The 16,916-nt window shown below is 59.8% G+C and carries 12 protein-coding genes and 1 other RNA gene; 7 read left to right on the top strand and 6 right to left on the bottom strand.

The window, feature by feature from the left end; all coding sequences use genetic code 11:
* Positions 1-83: 83 nt before the first annotated feature.
* On the bottom strand, positions 84-2,558 hold the full coding sequence (locus EYD00_RS08440) for an ATP-dependent helicase (protein WP_034498859.1): 2,475 nt from the start codon (positions 2,556-2,558) through the stop codon (positions 84-86).
* Between the two features lie 102 nt (positions 2,559-2,660).
* Entirely contained in the window at positions 2,661-3,071 is a 411-nt protein-coding gene (locus tag EYD00_RS08435; RefSeq protein ID WP_004442748.1) for a carboxymuconolactone decarboxylase family protein, read from the bottom strand.
* Between the two features lie 223 nt (positions 3,072-3,294).
* Between EYD00_RS08435 and EYD00_RS08430 the strand changes: the two genes are divergently transcribed.
* From EYD00_RS08430 to EYD00_RS08415, 4 genes are all read left to right on the top strand, one after another.
* The gene (locus EYD00_RS08430) at positions 3,295-4,461 is read left to right on the top strand and encodes an efflux RND transporter periplasmic adaptor subunit (RefSeq protein WP_004442747.1); all 1,167 of its coding nucleotides are present in this window, start codon (positions 3,295-3,297) and stop codon (positions 4,459-4,461) included.
* Positions 4,458-7,607 carry an efflux RND transporter permease subunit gene (locus EYD00_RS08425; RefSeq protein WP_004442746.1) on the top strand — a complete coding sequence of 1,050 codons (3,150 nt, stop codon included), beginning with the start codon at positions 4,458-4,460 and terminating at the stop codon, positions 7,605-7,607. The genes EYD00_RS08430 and EYD00_RS08425 overlap by 4 nt, the downstream gene beginning before the upstream one ends.
* Before the next feature lie 131 nt (positions 7,608-7,738).
* Positions 7,739-9,151 (top strand): FAD-binding oxidoreductase, encoded by a 1,413-nt coding sequence (locus tag EYD00_RS08420; RefSeq protein ID WP_004442745.1) that lies wholly within the window; start codon positions 7,739-7,741, stop codon positions 9,149-9,151.
* Between the two features lie 91 nt (positions 9,152-9,242).
* Positions 9,243-12,941, top strand: coding sequence for an AsmA family protein (locus tag EYD00_RS08415; RefSeq protein WP_004442744.1), 3,699 nt, complete (start codon positions 9,243-9,245; stop codon positions 12,939-12,941).
* A 374-nt stretch (positions 12,942-13,315) separates the two neighbouring features.
* On the opposite strand, the gene EYD00_RS08410 is transcribed toward EYD00_RS08415, so the two are convergent.
* The 4 genes from EYD00_RS08410 to ssrA all read right to left on the bottom strand — a co-directional run bounded on the left by EYD00_RS08410 (position 13,316) and on the right by ssrA (position 14,988).
* Positions 13,316-13,525, bottom strand: coding sequence for a ribbon-helix-helix domain-containing protein (locus EYD00_RS08410; RefSeq protein WP_034498861.1), 210 nt, complete (start codon positions 13,523-13,525; stop codon positions 13,316-13,318).
* Between the two features lie 106 nt (positions 13,526-13,631).
* Complete coding sequence (locus tag EYD00_RS08405) at positions 13,632-13,835, bottom strand: DUF4169 family protein (RefSeq protein WP_004442742.1); 204 nt, start codon at positions 13,833-13,835, stop codon at positions 13,632-13,634.
* Between the two features lie 38 nt (positions 13,836-13,873).
* Positions 13,874-14,386: an SspB family protein gene (locus tag EYD00_RS08400; protein WP_004442741.1), complete on the bottom strand. Its 513-nt coding sequence runs from the start codon at positions 14,384-14,386 to the stop codon at positions 13,874-13,876.
* A gap of 230 nt (positions 14,387-14,616) precedes the next feature.
* Positions 14,617-14,988, bottom strand: a transfer-messenger RNA (tmRNA) gene (ssrA, locus tag EYD00_RS08395).
* Positions 14,989-15,130: 142 nt separating this feature from the next.
* On the opposite strand from ssrA, the gene EYD00_RS08390 reads away from it, so the two are divergent.
* From EYD00_RS08390 to EYD00_RS08380, 3 genes are all read left to right on the top strand, one after another.
* Entirely contained in the window at positions 15,131-15,439 is a 309-nt protein-coding gene (locus EYD00_RS08390) for a DUF2853 family protein (protein WP_004442740.1), read from the top strand.
* A 99-nt stretch (positions 15,440-15,538) separates the two neighbouring features.
* The gene (locus EYD00_RS08385) at positions 15,539-16,333 is read left to right on the top strand and encodes a thymidylate synthase (RefSeq protein WP_004442739.1); all 795 of its coding nucleotides are present in this window, start codon (positions 15,539-15,541) and stop codon (positions 16,331-16,333) included.
* Positions 16,330-16,857 carry a dihydrofolate reductase gene (locus tag EYD00_RS08380; RefSeq protein WP_004442738.1) on the top strand — a complete coding sequence of 176 codons (528 nt, stop codon included), beginning with the start codon at positions 16,330-16,332 and terminating at the stop codon, positions 16,855-16,857. Before EYD00_RS08385 ends, EYD00_RS08380 begins: the two co-directional genes overlap by 4 nt.
* Positions 16,858-16,916: the final 59 nt, after the last annotated feature.

Raw genomic sequence — 16,916 nt, 5'->3', positions numbered from 1 at the left:
CACATCCCATTGCAACTCCTTTATTGCAATGGCGTGACGTGGGCTATGGGAAAAGCGGCCTTCAGGCACTCATAGTTGTTGAATCAAACCTTTTCCACAAATCCATCCAGCACGCGCTTCTGGCCGGCGCGGTCGAAGTCGATGGTGAGCTTGTTCCCCTCGATGGCAGCGATATTGCCGTTGCCGAACTTGATGTGGAAGACGCGGTCGCCGACGAAGAATCTTGACGGCGTGTCGGCCACGGATTTGGCCACCAGTTCCCCATCGATGGTGCGGGTGCGCGGGCCGCTTTCGCCATAACCGATTCGTTCCACCGCATGGCCGGAGCGCGTGCCCCAGTTGTCGCGGGTGGCATCGCTACGGTTCTGCTGCGCACGTTTCCAGCCCGGGGTTGAATAGGTGTTCGCAAAGGGATCTGCCTTGTCGAAACGCGATTGTCCGTAGCCACCACGCCCGCCATACCCGCCGTAATTGCTGTCGGATGCTGCGACATCGACATGGGCGGGCGGCAGTTCATCCAGGAAGCGCGAGGGCAGGGTGGATTGCCACAGCCCGTGAATGCGCCGGTTCGAGACGAACCAGATATGGCAGAGTTTCTTGGCACGCGTAATGCCGACATAGGCAAGACGACGTTCTTCCTCCAGACCGGAGCGGCCGCCTTCATCCAGCGCCCGCTGGTGCGGAAACAGGCCTTCTTCCCAGCCGGGCAGGAAGACGGTGTCGAATTCCAGACCCTTGGCGGAATGCAGCGTCATGATGGAGACGGCATCGAGATTTTCGTTCTGCTCGGCATCCATGACGAGGGCGACATGCTCGAGGAAACCGCGCATGCTTTCAAAGGCTTCCATCGAGCGGATGAGTTCCTTCAGGTTCTCAAGGCGTCCGGGCGCTTCGGCCGTCTTGTCGGCCTGCCACATGGCGGTATAGCCGCTTTCGTCGAGAATCTGCTCGGCAAGCGTGGTGTGCTCGGTGTTTTCGAGCAGACCCTGCCAGCGGCGGAAATCCTGCACCACATCGAACAGCGCCTTGCGGGCCTTCGGTTTCAGCTCGTCGGATTCGATGATGTCGGCCGCCGCCGCCAGCATCGGAATGTCGCGGGCACGCGCATAGTCGTGCAGGTTGCGGATCGTCGTATCGCCAAGGCCGCGCTTGGGCGTATTGACGATCCGCTCGAAGGCGAGATCGTCGGCCGGCTGGCAGACGAGGCGAAAATAGGCCATGGCATCGCGGATTTCGAGGCGCTCATAAAAGCGCGGGCCGCCGATGACGCGGTAATTGAGGCCGAGCGTGACAAAACGGTCTTCGAATTCGCGCATCTGGAAGGAGGCGCGGACGAGGATCGCCATGTCGTTCAGCATATTACCTTTGCGCTGAAGCTGCTCGATCTCTTCGCCGACTGCGCGGGCTTCCTCCTCCGAATCCCAGGCAGCATGCACCACGACCTTTTCGTCGTCAGGGCTGCTGCGTTCGGTAAACAGCGTCTTGCCGAGGCGTCCCTCATTATGCGCGATGAGGTGGCCGGCCGCGCCGAGAATATGCTCGGTGGAGCGGTAATTGCGTTCGAGCTTGATGACCTTGGCGCCGGGAAAATCCTTGTCGAAGCGCAGGATATTGTCCACTTCCGCGCCGCGCCAGCCATAGATCGACTGGTCGTCGTCACCCACACAGCAGACGTTTTGCGGCTCGCCCTTGGCGCGCTGCGCAAGCAGCCGCAGCCACATATATTGCGCCGTGTTGGTGTCCTGATATTCGTCCACCAGAATGTAACGGAACTTCTGGTGATACTCCTTCAGAATATCGGCGTGGCGGCGGAAGATGCTGATCGGGTGCATCAGAAGATCGCCGAAATCGCAGGCATTCAGCGTTTTCAGCCGGTTCTGATAGGCGGTATAGAGCTCGCGGCCCTTGCCATTGGCGAAGGCGCGGCTGTCTCCTTCAGGAATATCCGGCGGCGTCAGGCCCTTGTTCTTCCAGCCGTCGATCATGCCGGCGAACTGTTTGGCCGGCCAGCGTTTGTCATCGAGACCTTCGGCCTGGATGAGCTGCTTGATCAGCCGCACCACGTCATCCGTATCGAGAATGGTGAAATCCGACTTCAGGCCGACGAGTTCGGCGTGACGACGCAACAGCTTGACGCCGATGGAGTGGAACGTGCCGAGCCAGGGCATGCCCTCGACCGCGCCGCCGACGAGAACGCCGATGCGTTCCTTCATCTCGCGGGCGGCCTTGTTGGTGAAGGTCACGGCAAGGATCTGGCTGGGATAGGCCCGGCCCGTTGCGAGAATATGGGCAATGCGGGTTGTCAGAACACGGGTCTTGCCGGTGCCGGCGCCGGCGAGGACGAGAACCGGCCCGTCCAGCGTTTCCACGGCATCGCGCTGTTCCGGGTTGAGGCCGGAAAGATAATCGGGTGCGGCACGCGTTTGATCGCGCGCAGCCATGGCGCGGGCGGCAATGCCAAGCCCGCCGCCGTTTTCCGAAGGGGCATTGTTCGTCGCCCTGCGCGGCGCCACGGGTTCCTCATCGAAGAACGGCATATCGTCAAAACTGTTGCTCATGCGGCCCAATGTAGTGATTCGGGATATAAAGGCCAGAACCGCGTTCTGCTTTTATTCCGGTATCGCCGCTCAAAACGCCTATTCCAAGGCATTATTTCGGGTTCATGCCCTCTGGTCGGCATCAAAAGCGGCATCGACAGGCACTTGAAGGGCCACCGCAAGCTGGTTGGTCTTGGCGGCGAGCGCGATAATCCGCATCAGATCGGCATGCTGTTCATTCGTCATGCCCTTGGCTTTCGCGGCCGCCGTATGGGAATGGGCACAATAGGAGCAGCCATTGGTGACGGACACTGCGATGTAAAGCATTTCCTTCACCAGCGGGTCGAGCGCCGAGGGTGTCGCCATCACCGCCTTGACCTCGGCCCATGTCTTTTCCAGAAGATCAGGATCAAAGGCGAGGTAAAGCCACATATTGTTGATGAAGTCCGATTTGCGGGTGGTGCGGATATCATCGAACACCGCTTTCACGCGCGGATCGGCTTCGGGATTTTGTGTTTTCGTGACGGTGCTCATGGCTTCCTCCGGCTCATTTCGTGCTGACAGACTACCGCGCTGAACAATATTTGCGATAATATAGCATTTATGGTGTGCTCGACGAGAATCCATCACAAATTACAATTACGTAAGAAACGTATTTGTGCGTTGCCTCGTTTTAAACGACGGGGAATACTGCTGATGTCCCGAAGCCTGTGCTTCAGGGGCTTTCTTATGCTGCGATGATCAACCGGAGAACTATATGCGGGTGTGGAAACAGGTGGGTGTCAGTCTGGCCGTGGTGGGGGCAGGTCTCTGTCTCTGGGGCGTCTATTCGCCCGACGCCCGCAATATGCTCGCCAGCATCGGGCTGGTCAAAGCACCCGCTGCTTCGGTCGAAGTCGCCGCAGCCGGCGGACCGGCGGCCGGCGCGCCGATGGGACAGAATGCGGGTGGCGCACGCCGCAACAATAACGCCACACTGGTTGTGACGGCCCCTGTGAAGAAAGGCACGGTCAACGACCGGTTGAACGCCATCGGCAATGGCGAGGCGATCCAGTCCGTCGTCGTCATGCCGCAGGTTTCCGGCACGCTTTCTGAAATTCGTACATCGTCCGGTGCACGCGTCGTGAAGGGGCAGGTGCTGGCGCGGCTCGATGACGAGGAGCAGGTGATCGAACGCGACAAGGCGCAGGTGGCGCTGCGCAGCGCCGTCGAAAAATCCAATTCCTACAAGAACCTGAAATCCGTTTCCCGCCTCGACGTGCTGGATGCCCAGATTGCCGAAGAAGCCGCCAAGCTTGCGCTGAGCACCGCCGAACTCAATCTCAAGCGGCGTGATATCGTCGCGCCCATCGAAGGCGTGGCCGGTATCGTCGCCGCCAATATCGGTGACAATGTCACGACGCAGTCCACCATTGTCAGCATTGACGACCGGTCTGAAATTCTCGTCAATTTCTGGGCTCCCGAGCGTTTTGCGACTGCGATCAAGGTCGGCATGCCGGTGGAGGCCACGTCGATTTCGCGCCCGGGTGAGACTTTCAAGGGGGAGATCGAGGCCGTCGACAACCGTGTCGACGAGGCGAGCCGCACCATCCGCATCCGGGCAAAGTTCGGAAATGAGAAGGATGAGTTGAGGGCGGGCATGTCATTCGGCGTCACCATGCGCTTCGCCGGGGAAACTTATGCCTCGGTTGATCCGCTGGCCGTGCAGTGGGATGCGGAAGGCTCCTATGTCTGGCGTGTGGCTGACAATAAATCCAACAAGGTGCGGGTGCAGATCGTGCAGCGCAACCCGGATGCCGTTCTCGTCAAGGCTGAACTGGCGGAAGGCGAACCTGTCGTGATTGAGGGCCTGCAGCGCGTGCGCGAAGGCGGGGCGGTGCGGGTCGGCAACCAGCCCAAGCCCGAGGAGGTTGCCAGCCAATGACGACCCAGCCGCCTTCCGGTCAGGATTCCAAGCTCGCCTTTACCGCATTGTTCGTGCGTCGGCCAATTCTGGCAGCGGTCCTTAACACGCTGCTGGTCGTTGCCGGCCTCGCCGCTCTGGTCGGCGTCGAAGTGCGCGAACTGCCCGACGTCGACCGGCCGACGATCAGCGTCAGGACCACGTATGAAGGTGCCGCGCCTGAAACGATCGATCAGGAGGTAACGCAGACCATCGAAGGTGCGGTGGCGCGTGTCAGCGGCATCAAATCCATCGCGTCCAACTCACAATTCGGCACCAGCCGCGTGACGATGGAGTTCGGCGACAATGTCGACATGGCCGTTGCGGCCAATGATGTGCGCGATGCCATTGGCCGCGTCACCAACCAGTTGCCTGACGATGCTGACGAACCGCAGATCATCAAGGCGGATTCCGACAGCCAGCCGATCATGCGGCTTGCCGTCACCTCGTCCACGCTCGGTATGGAAGACCTGACAAAGCTGGTGGATGACGAAATCATCGACCGTCTGGCTGCCGTCGATGGTGTGGCCGATGTGGAGCTTTACGGCGACCAGGAAAAGGTCTTTCGCGTCGATCTCAATCAGGCAGCATTGGCGAGCCGCGGTCTGACGGTGACCGATGTTTCCAACGCGCTTGCAAGCGCTGCCCTCGATGTCCCGGCGGGTTCGCTGAAAAGCACGACGCAGGATATCGTCGTGCGCGCCACCGCGAGCCTGACAAAGCCCGAGGATTTTTCCAATCTTCTCATCAAGAACAATATCCGCCTCAGGGATGTGGCGACCGTCATGCTGGGGGCGGACGACGAATCCACGTCGCTGCGCTCGAACGGCGTTCAGGGCGTCGGTCTTGGCATCATCCGCCAGGCACAGTCAAACACGCTCAGTATCTCGACCGGTGTGAAAGCCGCCGTCGACGCCATGTCGGCCAATCTGCCGGAGGGCACGCGTGTCGTCGTGACCAGTGACGATGCCGTCTTCATCGAAGGCGCGCTGCACGAGGTCGAACTGGCGCTCGGGCTCTCGGCGATCATCGTCGTTGTGGTGCTTTATCTCTTCCTGCGCGACTGGCGCGCCACCCTCATTCCGGCGATCACCATGCCGGTGGCGCTGATTGGCACCATCGTCGCCATTTATATGGTCGGCTTCTCCGTCAATATCCTGACACTGCTCGCCATCGTTCTGGCGACTGGTCTGGTGGTCGATGACGCCATCGTGGTGCTGGAAAATATCGTGCGCCGCCGGGCGGAAGGCATGGGGCCCCGGGCCGCTGCCGTTCTCGGCACGCAGGAGGTGTTTTTCGCCGTCATCGCGACGACGGCGACGCTGGCTGCCGTGTTCATTCCGCTTTCTTTCCTGCCGGGTCAGCTTGGCGGCCTGTTCCGTGAATTCGGTTTTGTCCTGGCCTTCGCGGTGGGTTTGTCCTCCATCGTGGCACTGACGCTGTGCCCGATGCTTGCTTCGCGCATGCTGAAGGAGGGGCTGAAGGAGCCGACTGGGCCGCTCGCCTGGTTCGGTAATGTCTTTGCCTCCACATACAAGTCGACGCTGTCCGCCTGCCTCAACAACCCCCTCATCGTCATCGTCGTTGCGCTCATCTTTTCCGGCCTGTCGTGGATCGCATTCGGCATGATCCAGAGTGAATTGACGCCGCGCGAGGACCGCGCCTCTATCATGATGCGGGTCACCGCGCCGCAGGGCGTCAGCCTCGAATATACCCGCGACCAGTTGCAGCGGATCGAAGAAAACCTGCAGCCGCTTCGCGACAGCGGGGAAATCCGTAACATCTACTCCATCACTGGCATGAATGGCTCGTCCAATACCGGCTTCATGGTGCTGACGCTGGCGCCCTGGGCCGACCGAGATCGCACGCAGAACCAGATCGCTGCCGATGTCACCTCTGCCGCCAACAAGGTTCCGGCGTTGCGGGGCAACGCCATGCAGCCGAACAGCCTCCGCATTCGCGGCGCCGGCAACGGATTGCAGATGGCGATGGTCGGCAGCAATTATGCGGCGCTGACAGAGGCGACGCAGAAATTGCTGCTTTCCATGGAAGAAAGCGGCCTGTTTGATACGCCACGTTTCGACAACGAACCCAATCAGGCGCAGATTTCGGTCTCCATCGACCGTGAGCGCGCGTCTGATCTCGGCATCGACATCACCGGCCTCTCTCGCGCCATGCAGTCGCTGCTGGAAGGGCGCTCGATTGTCGACGTCTTCGTGGATGGCGATGCGATCCCGGTGCGGCTCCTGTCCTCCACCCGGCCGATCAATGATCCGACCGATCTTGAGAATGTCTTCCTGAAGACGGGTGACGGCAAGATCGTGCCGATGTCGGTCATCGCGTCGCTCAAGGAAAATGCGGTCGCGCCGCAGCTCAACCGCGAACAGCAGCTTCCCTCCGTCGGCTTTACCGCCAATCTCAAGGACGGCGTTTCGCTGGGCGAGGCGCTGCAAAAGGTGAACGAGCTCTCGCAATCCGTCCTGCCGCCCGGTGCACGCTTGCTGCCGCTGGGCGAGGCTGCAACACTGGAGGAGAATTCGAGCGGCATGCTGCTGACCTTCGGTTTCGCGATTGCCATCATCTTCCTCGTGCTTGCCGCGCAGTTCGAAAGCGTGCTGAGTTCGATCATCATCATGTCAACGGTGCCGCTCGGCCTTGCCTGTGCCGTCATCGCGCTGCTCGTCACCGGCTCCAGCCTCAATGTCTACAGCCAGATCGGCCTCGTGCTGCTCGTTGGCGTCATGGCGAAGAACGGTATCCTGATTGTTGAATTCGCCAACCATCTGCGCGATCAGGGTGCAACCGTGCGGGAAGCTATCGAAAAAGCCACCAGCATCCGTCTGCGTCCGGTCATGATGACGATGATCGCGACCATCCTTGGCGGCGTGCCGCTGGTTCTGGCGCAGGGAGCCGGCGCCGAGGCGCGCATCGCGCTCGGCTGGGTCATCGTCGGCGGCCTCGGCTTCGCGACGCTGGTGACGCTTTACATCACACCGGTCTCCTACCTGCTGATCGCCCGCTTCGCCAAACCGCAAGCGGATGAGGAAATCCGCCTTCACCGCGAACTGGAACTTGCCGCCCGCCGCAAGGCGCTGGAGGAAGACAAGCCGCTGCTTGCTGCGGAATAAAAACGGTTGCTGCCTTGCCGTCTGGCGCCATTGCGCGGCTGGACAAAGCGTTAACCTTATCCCATACCACCTGACGGAATTTCGTAACGGATCGAATCCTTTACGGGCTGATGTTGCGGTGGAGACGGACGATGGCGTTGAAAGATGTGGTGGCGGGAAAGCGTAACGAAGAGGGCATTGCGTCTGCGCTCGCCGTTTTGAAGCAGCAACTCGGCGACAGGCTCCAGACCGGACAGGCGTTCCGGGAGCAGCACGGCCACACCACCACCTATCTGACACTCCAGGCGCCTGACGGTGTCGTTTTTGCCGAGAGTGCTGATGATGTGAAGGCCGTCGTGAAGGTCTGCTCGCAATATAAGGTGCCGGTGATTCCGTTTGGGACGGGGTCTTCGCTGGAAGGGCAGGTGAATGCGCCCAGCGGCGGAATCTGCATCGATTTCAGCCGGATGAATCGCATCATTGAGGTGAATGCCGAAGATCTTGATGTGACGGTGGAGCCGGGCGTGACGCGCGAGGACCTCAATGTCTATCTGCGCGATACCGGCCTGTTCTTCCCGATCGATCCCGGCGCCAATGCCTCGATCGGCGGCATGGCCTCGACACGCGCTTCCGGCACCAATGCCGTGCGTTACGGCACGATGAAGGACAATGTGCTCGCCGTTACCGCCGTCGTCGCCAACGGCGAGGAAATCCGCACCGCGCGCCGCGCTCGGAAGTCGTCTGCCGGCTATGACCTGACGCGGCTTTTCGTGGGGGCCGAGGGGACGCTCGGCGTCATCACTTCGGTGACGCTACGGCTGCAGGGCATACCGGAAAAGATCGCCGGCGGCGTCTGCACATTCGACAGCATCAAGGCAGCCTGCGATGCCGTCATCATGACGATCCAGATGGGGGTTCCGGTTGCCCGTATCGAATTGCTCGACGAGGTCCAGGTCCGGGCCTGCAATGCCTATTCCGGCCTGAACTATGCGGAGAAGCCGACGCTTTTCTTGGAGTTCCACGGCACCGAGGAAACGGCGGCGCTACAATCGCAGCAGTTCGCAGAAATCGCGGCTGAATGCGGAAGCATCGACTTCCGCTGGACAAGCGATGCCGCCGAACGCAACAAGCTCTGGAAGGCGCGGCACGACGCCTATTGGGCCTCGCGGGCGCTTGCGCCCCATCTCGACGGGCTTTCCACCGATGTCTGCGTGCCGATTTCGAGGCTGGCGGATTGCGTGGTTGAAACGCAGCTGGATATCCAGGAAAACGGCTTTCTCGCACCGATCGTCGGCCATGCCGGCGACGGGAACTTTCATGTCCTTATTCTGTTCGATGGAAAAGATGCGGAAAGCGTAGCGAAAACCGAAGCCTTCGTTGCCCGTCTCAACCGCCGCGCCATCGCCATGGACGGCACCTGCACCGGCGAACACGGCATAGGACAGGGCAAGATGAGTTTCCTCGCCGAAGAGGCCGGCAATGCATTGGATGTGATGCGCGCCATCAAAATGTCGCTCGACCCGGACAACATTTTCAATCCGGGCAAGTTGTTCCGTCTTGTCTGATCGTTCTCACATTTGATTGGTACAAAAGGCTGCTTGCCGTTAAGGCAAAAAAGAATAGGTTTGCAGCGTTCGTGAAGGGAGATGCAGGTCAGTGCTCGGGCGTATTCTGGTTTTTCTGGGCGGACTGCTGGCGGTGGTGCTGTTTTCGGCGCTGCTTATTCCCTATTTCGTCGACTGGACGGATTTCCGCCGTGATTTTGAGGACCAGGCGAGCCGTATTCTCGGCAAGAAGGTTGTGGTGCATGGCCGCGTCGAGGCTCGCATCCTGCCGTTCCCTTCGGTAACGTTGCATGATGTCCGGGCCGGGACGGATGCCGATGGATCGCCGCTCATCCAGGTCGCGCGTTTTTCCATGGACGCCGAGCTCGCGCCCTTCCTTTCCGGCGAGGCGCGCATCTTTGACATGCGCATCGAGGAACCCAAGGCGAAGATCAGGCTGCTGAAAGACGGCACGCTGGACTGGATGCGCGGCAGCCGCGCGGAAATTCCCGCCCGAACCGTGGTTCTGGAAAGCGTCCAGATTGAGGGCGGCCAGATCGAGTTCATCGACGAGCAATCGGGCCGCAACCGCCTGATCACCGGTCTTACCGCCGATATGTCCGCCAATTCGCTGGCCGGACCATGGAAAGCGGACGGGCGAGCTGCCGTCGACGGGCATCCCGGCTCTTTCTCCCTCTCAAGCAGCGAACCTGATTATGCCAATGGCCGCATGGGCCTTCGCGTTCGTGTCGTGCCGGATGAGCATCCCGTCGAGGTCGATCTGGATGGCGTCATCGCCGCAGCGGCGGGAAAGCCCGCCTATAGCGGTTCCTTTTCTTTCAGCTTCAGGGAAGACGAAAAGCAGAAACAGGCCGGGCAATCGCTCTTCTCCTCGCCGCGCACCCGCGGCAGTTTTGAACTGACCAATGAGAGCGTGCGTATACCGAGCTACCGCATGGAACTCGGCGGTAACGAAAATCCCTATGTCGTGACCGGAGAGGCGACGCTCGATACCGGCGCCAAGCCCGAATTCCTGCTGACGGCCGATGGCCAGCAGATCGATGTCGCACGTTTTGCGCCGCCTGTCGTGCAGACGGGCAAGACCTCGCGCCAGCCCACCGTTTCCGTGCGCCAGCGCATCGAGGCCTTTGCCGCCATGGTGGCGCGCATTCCCGTACCGCCGGTGCCGGGCAAGGCGAGCATCAGCCTTCCCGCCCTGGTTTCCGACGACACGACCATTCGTGACATCCGGCTGGATGTTCGGCCGCAGGGCAGCGGCTGGCAGGTGGTGAATGCGGTGGCGACGTTGCCAGGAAGAACCCAGCTGGAGGCCAAGGGATCGTTGACCCTGCTTGGTGGTCCGGCCTTCAACGGCAATATGCTCGTTGCGTCCAACCAGCCCTCGGGGCTGGCGAACTGGCTTTCAGGCTCCGTCGATCCGGCCATCCGGCAACTCAATGCCGCCGGCTTTTCTGCCGATGTCTCGTTGACGACGCTGAACCAGCGCTTCGACAATCTGGAGCTCGCCATCGGCGACGCGTCGCTGAAAGGCGAGCTGGAACGGCGCTCCGACGGCAAGACCTCCAATCTTTCGATCGATCTTGCGGGCAACGAAATCGACCTGGACGCGCTGAAGGCACTCGGCAGTCTGGCGCTCGGCGATCAGGTCGGAAGCTCGGTTCTCGACCACCGCATTACTGCGAAGTTCAAGGCCGACCGGTTCAACATAGCCGGGGTGACCGCCAATCAGGTCGAGACCGCCTTCACGATGGCGGGCGGGGTTCTTTCGCTGGAAAATATGACGGCCGGCGATATCGCCGGTGCAGAGGTCAGGGCAAGAGGCGAATTGCAGGGCTCGTTGCTGAAATATGCGGGCAAGGGCACGGTGAACCTGCACGCGGCGGATATGCAGCCCTTCTTTACGATGCTGCAGCAGAAACTGCCTGCTCATCCCTTCCTCAGCCGCCTGGCGGCCAGCGCGCCATGGTACGCCAATTCCGACCTTGCAATGGATGTCTCGGTCAACAGCGAAAACGGCGGCGCCAATGTTGCCGTCTCCGGTACCGTTAACGGCAGCCGGCTGTCCGCCGTTGCCAAGATGCCGGATTTCCTGTCGATCACCGATGACACGGCCATGTCACTGGAAGCTGTCTTGAAAAACCAGTCGACGGCCATCCTGTTCGGGCAGGCCGGGCTTGACCCGTTGCCCTTCGACGCTGACGGCGAGGGCCTCCTGTCCGTCAAGCTCAATGGCACGCTCGGCGCGCCGGCACAGACCGATATCCGCTTCTCGACGGAACGCACACATTTTTCGGCGAACGGCTCCTTTGCCGTTTCAGCTGCCAATTTCGGTGAAGGCAGCGCCGATGTCGTTCTCGAAAGCGCTGATATCGAGCCCTATCTCATCATGAATGCCGTTGGGCTGCCGCAGCTCGGTGGGGGCATGGCGGTGAAGGCCAATGCGAAAGTTGCGGTGGATGGACAAAAAATTGCGCTTTCTTCTGTCGGCGGACAGGCAGGCGGTAATCCCTTCTCCGGCAACCTGACGTTCGAACGCGCCGCGCCCCATTCCGTCAGCGGCGATCTCTCAGTCCGGACCGCCGATCTCGCGTGGCTTGGCGACGCAATCTATGGTCCGGTGATCGATCCGGAAACCGGGGGCCTCAATGCCAAGCCGCTGGCCATGCCGGCCTTTGCGCAGCTCAAGGCGTCTCTGTCGCTCAAGGCGGAAAGCTTCGAGGCTGGACCTTTCGGCACGGTCACGGGTTTGACGGCCAAGGTAACGCATGATTCGGGCAGTCTCGCACTCGACGACATCACTGGCGGCTTCATGGGCGGCAAGATTGCGGGACGGTTTGCGATGTCCACGGGCGAGGGGGCGGGCATTTTCCGCACCAAGATCGCGGTAACCGACGCCAATCCGGAGCCGATCCTTTGGGCGAATGCGAACGGTCCGGTTGCGACCGGCCGCGTGGCCATTGATCTCACGGCAGAATCGACCGGCAAAAGCGTTGGTGAAATGCTGAAATCAGCGGGTGGCTCGGGTGAAATCCGGGCCAGCGGGCTGGTGCTGAAGGGGCTCAATCCCGGTGCCCTGCCGCCAATCCTGCAGGCGGCGGATGGGTTGCAGCAGCCGATCGATGCTCCGAAAGTTCGGCCGCTGGTGGACCAGAGCCTGTGGCAGGACGAGATCGGGCTCGGCGATGTATCCCTGCCGTTCTCGGTGAATGGTGGTGCGCTGCATTTCCAGAATTTGCGGGCGGCGATCGATCCATTGACGCTGACAGCCGATGCGACGGTTGATCTTGCTGCTTTCACGGTGAATGGCGACTTCGATCTCCTGTTCAATCCCGGCACCGAAACGGTTGCCGGCGCCGAACCGTCTTTGCGCCTGAATTACAACGGTCCGCTTGCTGCGCCAGCCCTGACGACCGACGTTTCGGCGCTCACCAACTACCTGTCCCTGCGGGCCTTCGAAAAGGAGCGGCGCAGGGTGGAGGCAATGCAGGCAAGCGTTCTTGAAAAGCAACGCCTGCGCCGCGAAGTGGCGCTTTATCGTTTCCAGGCGGCTGAGCGGCAGGCGGAAAAGGAACGGGCGGAGGCGGAAGCCAAGGCGAAGGCAGAGGAAGAAGCGCGGCTGAAGGCTGCTGCCGAAGAACGTCTGCGGCAGGAAAAAGAACAGCAGGAACGTTTGCAGCAGCAACAGCAGCAGCCCGTGCCGCAGCCGCAGTCAGCGCCGGTTCTGGTGGTGCCACCGACGGAAAATGCAATCCGGGAACTCGCCCCGGAAAATGCTCCCGCCAATCCGTAATTTTCCGAAAAGGGCTCGGCGTCGCTTTTCATTTCTGCTTCGGTTCCATGTCCGCGGTCTGGACCGCCTCCGGTCGCTACCCCGCAATCCGGACTTTCAGGTCCGAAACGGTTGAAGAGACAGTGAATGAAGGGGAGAAAGCTTGGCTGTTCCCGGAGAAACCCTGGGTATCCCCATCGGGGGATGTCTGGACAGCGAGGTTTCGGACAAAGGCTGGAAACAAGGCTACGCAATACGGGAATGCCTTGCAGCGCAGATTAGTCCGCCAATGTTTAATGAATACTTTCGCAGCGTTACCAGTTTTCGGCGGGAATGTTTTGCAGTCGGCGAACATAAATTGCGGGCTGGCGTCGCCGGGTGACTCCGTCGCGAATTTACCGCGTCTTGAGCCAGTTCAGCACATAAACGCGTAGCGACGAAGACAGATTGCTGTCGGAGGGGCGGTTGTCATCGATTTCGGCCAGCAGGGCTGCGAAGCTGATCTTGCGTCTTTCCGCGATGATTTTCAGCTCGTCCCAAAAGGCGTCCTCAAGCGAAATACTGGTCCGGTGGCCGTGCAACGTCGCAGAATGCTTGCGGATCATCAGATCGGTCTTTGGCTGGAAATCTGAATCATGTTTTGCCGGCAAGCCCCTGTTTTACGATTCTTTTCCGATTTGCTGGCCCTGTCTGTCCCTCGGCAGGCCGGTTTCAGTCCTTCCGGGGCCCGTGAGCGTCGTTTTCGAGCCGGCCCTGGTCAAGTGCCTTTTCGGCTTTTTCATTCAGGGCTGATGTGAGGTTCTTTTCCGCTTTGGTGCGTCCGAAGGACAGGCGGTTCTGCTCCGCCTGTTTTTCTTTTTCGCTGCGGGCTTTCTGCTTCCGGAACTGGCGCAGATTGACGATATCGGCGGCCATGCGGATACGTCTCCTCGGGTTTCGCGCTCAGGCAGGCGTTATTGCTTCTTGCGGAAAGCATCCAGCGAGACGACGGAGCCTTCCTTCTTTTCCTCGCCGGCCTTGGGCGTTTCGGAAGCGGAAGCCGGCTTCGCCTCGTGCGACACCGGATATGCGGTGATTTCCGCGTCTTCCGCTTCTTCCTCGTCCGCCAGGGGGACATCGAACTCAAGTTCGAAATTCACGGAAGGATCGTAGAAACCGCGGATGGCATTATAGGGAATGACGAGCTTTTCCGGTGTATCGGAGAAGGAGAGACCGATTTCGAAGCCGGTTTCGGTGACCTTCAGGTCCCAGAATTGATGCTGGATGACAATGGTCATCTGCTCGGCATATTTCGCCTTGAGGTGCTGCGAAATCCGCACACCGGGTGCACCGGTCAAGAAGGTAATGAAGAAATGGTGGTCGCCGGGCAGGCGGCCGGTGGCGGCCACTTCGCCCAATACCTTACGAATAACGCCGCGAAGGGCATCCTGTGCGAGAATGTCGTAACGGATATGATCCTGCCCCATGCGGTCCTGTCTTTCCCTTATTCGAACGTCTTTTTCATGCGCGGCGCGCCTTGGGTACCAAGGACGCTGTAACACTTTGAATCTCTGCGTAATCCTTGAGCCGGGATCAATTCCGATCCGGATGGTTACGCTTTGCTCAAGTATACGCAATGTCCCGAACGGCAGCAATGGAAAAGCCGATGCTGTCCGCAAGTCAGCTATCATATAACCAATTCAGGCAAAATGGAGAAGGTGGAGGTTTCTGTTGCCAGGTACCTCCGAACCCCGCCTCACGGGGCTAACCGTGAGGGCTTTAGAGCGGAATTCCCGCACCGCCATTAGGCAGCGAGAGCGTATTCCTTAGCGTTGTTGTCGTTTGCAACTACACTTGTGACCCGATAACGGCGGTATCATGCCGAGCAAAAGTTCGATCTTTACACCCTTGTCGATCCTATTTCGCCCCCATCAAAAGCCGGCCTTTCATCTTAAAGCCGCCGGTTTTTGGTGGAGGCGCCGGGTACCGCCCCCGGGTCCAATAGGTTTATTACACCGACCGTTTATCGCCATAGCCGGGTTGCCCCGGCAAGGCTCATATAGGCGTTTCGACCGGCTGAGAAAAGGGGGGCGATGACAATTCGATGAAAAGGTTTCGTGTTTGACGCCGGCAATTTAGACAATTCTTGACGACGAGGGATTGCTGTCTCATTCTCCCTGCAACCGGTCATTAGAAGCAACACCGGGCCGGGGACACACGAAGGAGTGGACATGACTGACTATCTCGCAGATGTGAAGAAATACGATGCAGCAGCCGACGAAGCCGTTGTCGGCAAGATCGTCAAACATCTCGGCATTGCCCTGCGCAACCGGGATTCCTCGCTGGTGTCCGCGTCCGATCCGGAAGAGCTTGCACGTGTGAAGGCGAGCTGGTGCGGCAAGAAGCTTGGTGTCACCGATGACAGCGCCGACAAGGCAATCGATGCCGTTGCGAAAGCCATGGCCGCCGACCGCTCAAAATCGCGCGTGACCTTTTATTACCTGGTCGCCAAGGAACTCGGAAAGCTTCAGTCGCTCTGATTTTCCCGGAAAAACGGGGATAAGCGTTTCCCCGGTGATTGGTTCTGCCGCCCTGTGCTATTATATCTGCCTGATATCAGGGAATCGGCGGCAGAACGCATGAAACAATATCTCGATCTTCTCCGGCATGTGATGGAAACCGGCTCCGACCGCGGAGACCGCACCGGCACCGGCACGCGCTCGGTGTTCGGTTACCAGATGCGTTTCGACCTTGCAGAGGGGTTTCCCGTCCTCACCACCAAGAAGCTGCATCTGCGGTCCATTATCCATGAACTCCTGTGGTTCCTGAACGGCGATACCAATATCGCCTATCTCAAGGAAAACGGCGTTTCCATCTGGGATGAATGGGCCGATGAGAACGGCGATCTAGGCCCGGTCTATGGCGCACAGTGGCGGTCCTGGCCCGCGCCGGACGGACGCCACATCGACCAGATCGCGCTTCTGATCGAGGGCCTGAAAACCAACCCGAACTCGCGCCGTCATATTGTCTCCGCCTGGAACCCGGCGCTGGTGGACGAGATGGCGCTGCCGCCCTGCCACTGCCTGTTCCAGTTCTATGTTGCTGACGGAAAGCTCTCCTGCCAGCTTTACCAGCGTTCCGCCGATATTTTCCTCGGCGTGCCGTTCAACATCGCGTCCTATGCTCTTTTGACGCTGATGGTCGCGCAGGTGGTTGGTCTGAAACCGGGCGATTTCGTCCACACGCTCGGTGATGCGCATATCTATGCCAACCATTTCGAACAGGCGCGGCTGCAGATGACTCGCACGCCGAAGGCCTTGCCGACGATGCGCCTCAATCCTGATGTTAAGGACCTTTTCGGCTTTAAGTTCGAAGACTTTACGCTGGAAAACTACGAGGCCGATTCAAGCATCAAGGCACCGATCGCGGTATGACCGAGCCGCGTATCATCATCATCGTCGCAGTGTCCGAGAACGGCGTCATCGGTCGTGACCTCGACATGCCGTGGAAGCTTTCCACCGACCTCAAGCGCTTCAAGGCGATGACGATGGGCAAGCCGCTCATCATGGGCCGCAAGACGTTTTTATCCGTCGGCGAGCGTCCGTTGCCCGGCCGCCCGCATATCATCGTCAGTCGTAATGCCGATTACCGGCCGCAGGGTGTCGATGTCGTCTCCTCACTGGAGGAGGCCTTGAAGCTCGCCAAAAGCAAGGCTGCGGAACTCCGCGTGGATGAGGTCTTCGTAGCCGGTGGTGGAGAGATCTACCGTCAGGCCATGCCCTTCGCCGATCAACTTTCCGTCACCCACGTCGCGGTAAAGCTCGATGGCGACACTTTTTTCCCGGAGATCGATCCCGTCGTTTTTGAGAAAACCGAGGAAATCCCGGCTCCCGCTGGGGAAAAGGACAATTATCCCGTTCTGTTTACCACGTATATGCGGAGAGCCGCGGCAAAGTGAACTATTTACCCAGATTGGGTATTTAGTTACCACCTCTGCGTTGAAACGAACGCTTCTCC

The organism is Agrobacterium sp. 33MFTa1.1, assembly GCF_004328495.1.
GTDB lineage: Bacteria > Pseudomonadota > Alphaproteobacteria > Rhizobiales > Rhizobiaceae > Agrobacterium > Agrobacterium pusense.
The sequence above is the reverse complement of the archived record's forward strand: the minus strand, read 5'-3'. Positions and strand labels throughout refer to the sequence as shown.

What these genes read in the sequence shown, in the direction of transcription:
- EYD00_RS08440 (WP_034498859.1), bottom strand. Translation starts at nt 2,558, where the DNA reads ATGAGCAACAGTTTTGACGATATGCCGTTCTTCGATGAGGAACCCGTG.
- EYD00_RS08435 (WP_004442748.1), bottom strand. Translation starts at nt 3,071, where the DNA reads ATGAGCACCGTCACGAAAACACAAAATCCCGAAGCCGATCCGCGCGTG.
- EYD00_RS08430 (WP_004442747.1), top strand. Translation starts at nt 3,295, where the DNA reads ATGCGGGTGTGGAAACAGGTGGGTGTCAGTCTGGCCGTGGTGGGGGCA.
- EYD00_RS08425 (WP_004442746.1), top strand. Translation starts at nt 4,458, where the DNA reads ATGACGACCCAGCCGCCTTCCGGTCAGGATTCCAAGCTCGCCTTTACC.
- EYD00_RS08420 (WP_004442745.1), top strand. Translation starts at nt 7,739, where the DNA reads ATGGCGTTGAAAGATGTGGTGGCGGGAAAGCGTAACGAAGAGGGCATT.
- EYD00_RS08410 (WP_034498861.1), bottom strand. Translation starts at nt 13,525, where the DNA reads ATGATCCGCAAGCATTCTGCGACGTTGCACGGCCACCGGACCAGTATT.
- EYD00_RS08405 (WP_004442742.1), bottom strand. Translation starts at nt 13,835, where the DNA reads ATGGCCGCCGATATCGTCAATCTGCGCCAGTTCCGGAAGCAGAAAGCC.
- EYD00_RS08400 (WP_004442741.1), bottom strand. Translation starts at nt 14,386, where the DNA reads ATGGGGCAGGATCATATCCGTTACGACATTCTCGCACAGGATGCCCTT.
- EYD00_RS08390 (WP_004442740.1), top strand. Translation starts at nt 15,131, where the DNA reads ATGACTGACTATCTCGCAGATGTGAAGAAATACGATGCAGCAGCCGAC.
- EYD00_RS08385 (WP_004442739.1), top strand. Translation starts at nt 15,539, where the DNA reads ATGAAACAATATCTCGATCTTCTCCGGCATGTGATGGAAACCGGCTCC.
- EYD00_RS08380 (WP_004442738.1), top strand. Translation starts at nt 16,330, where the DNA reads ATGACCGAGCCGCGTATCATCATCATCGTCGCAGTGTCCGAGAACGGC.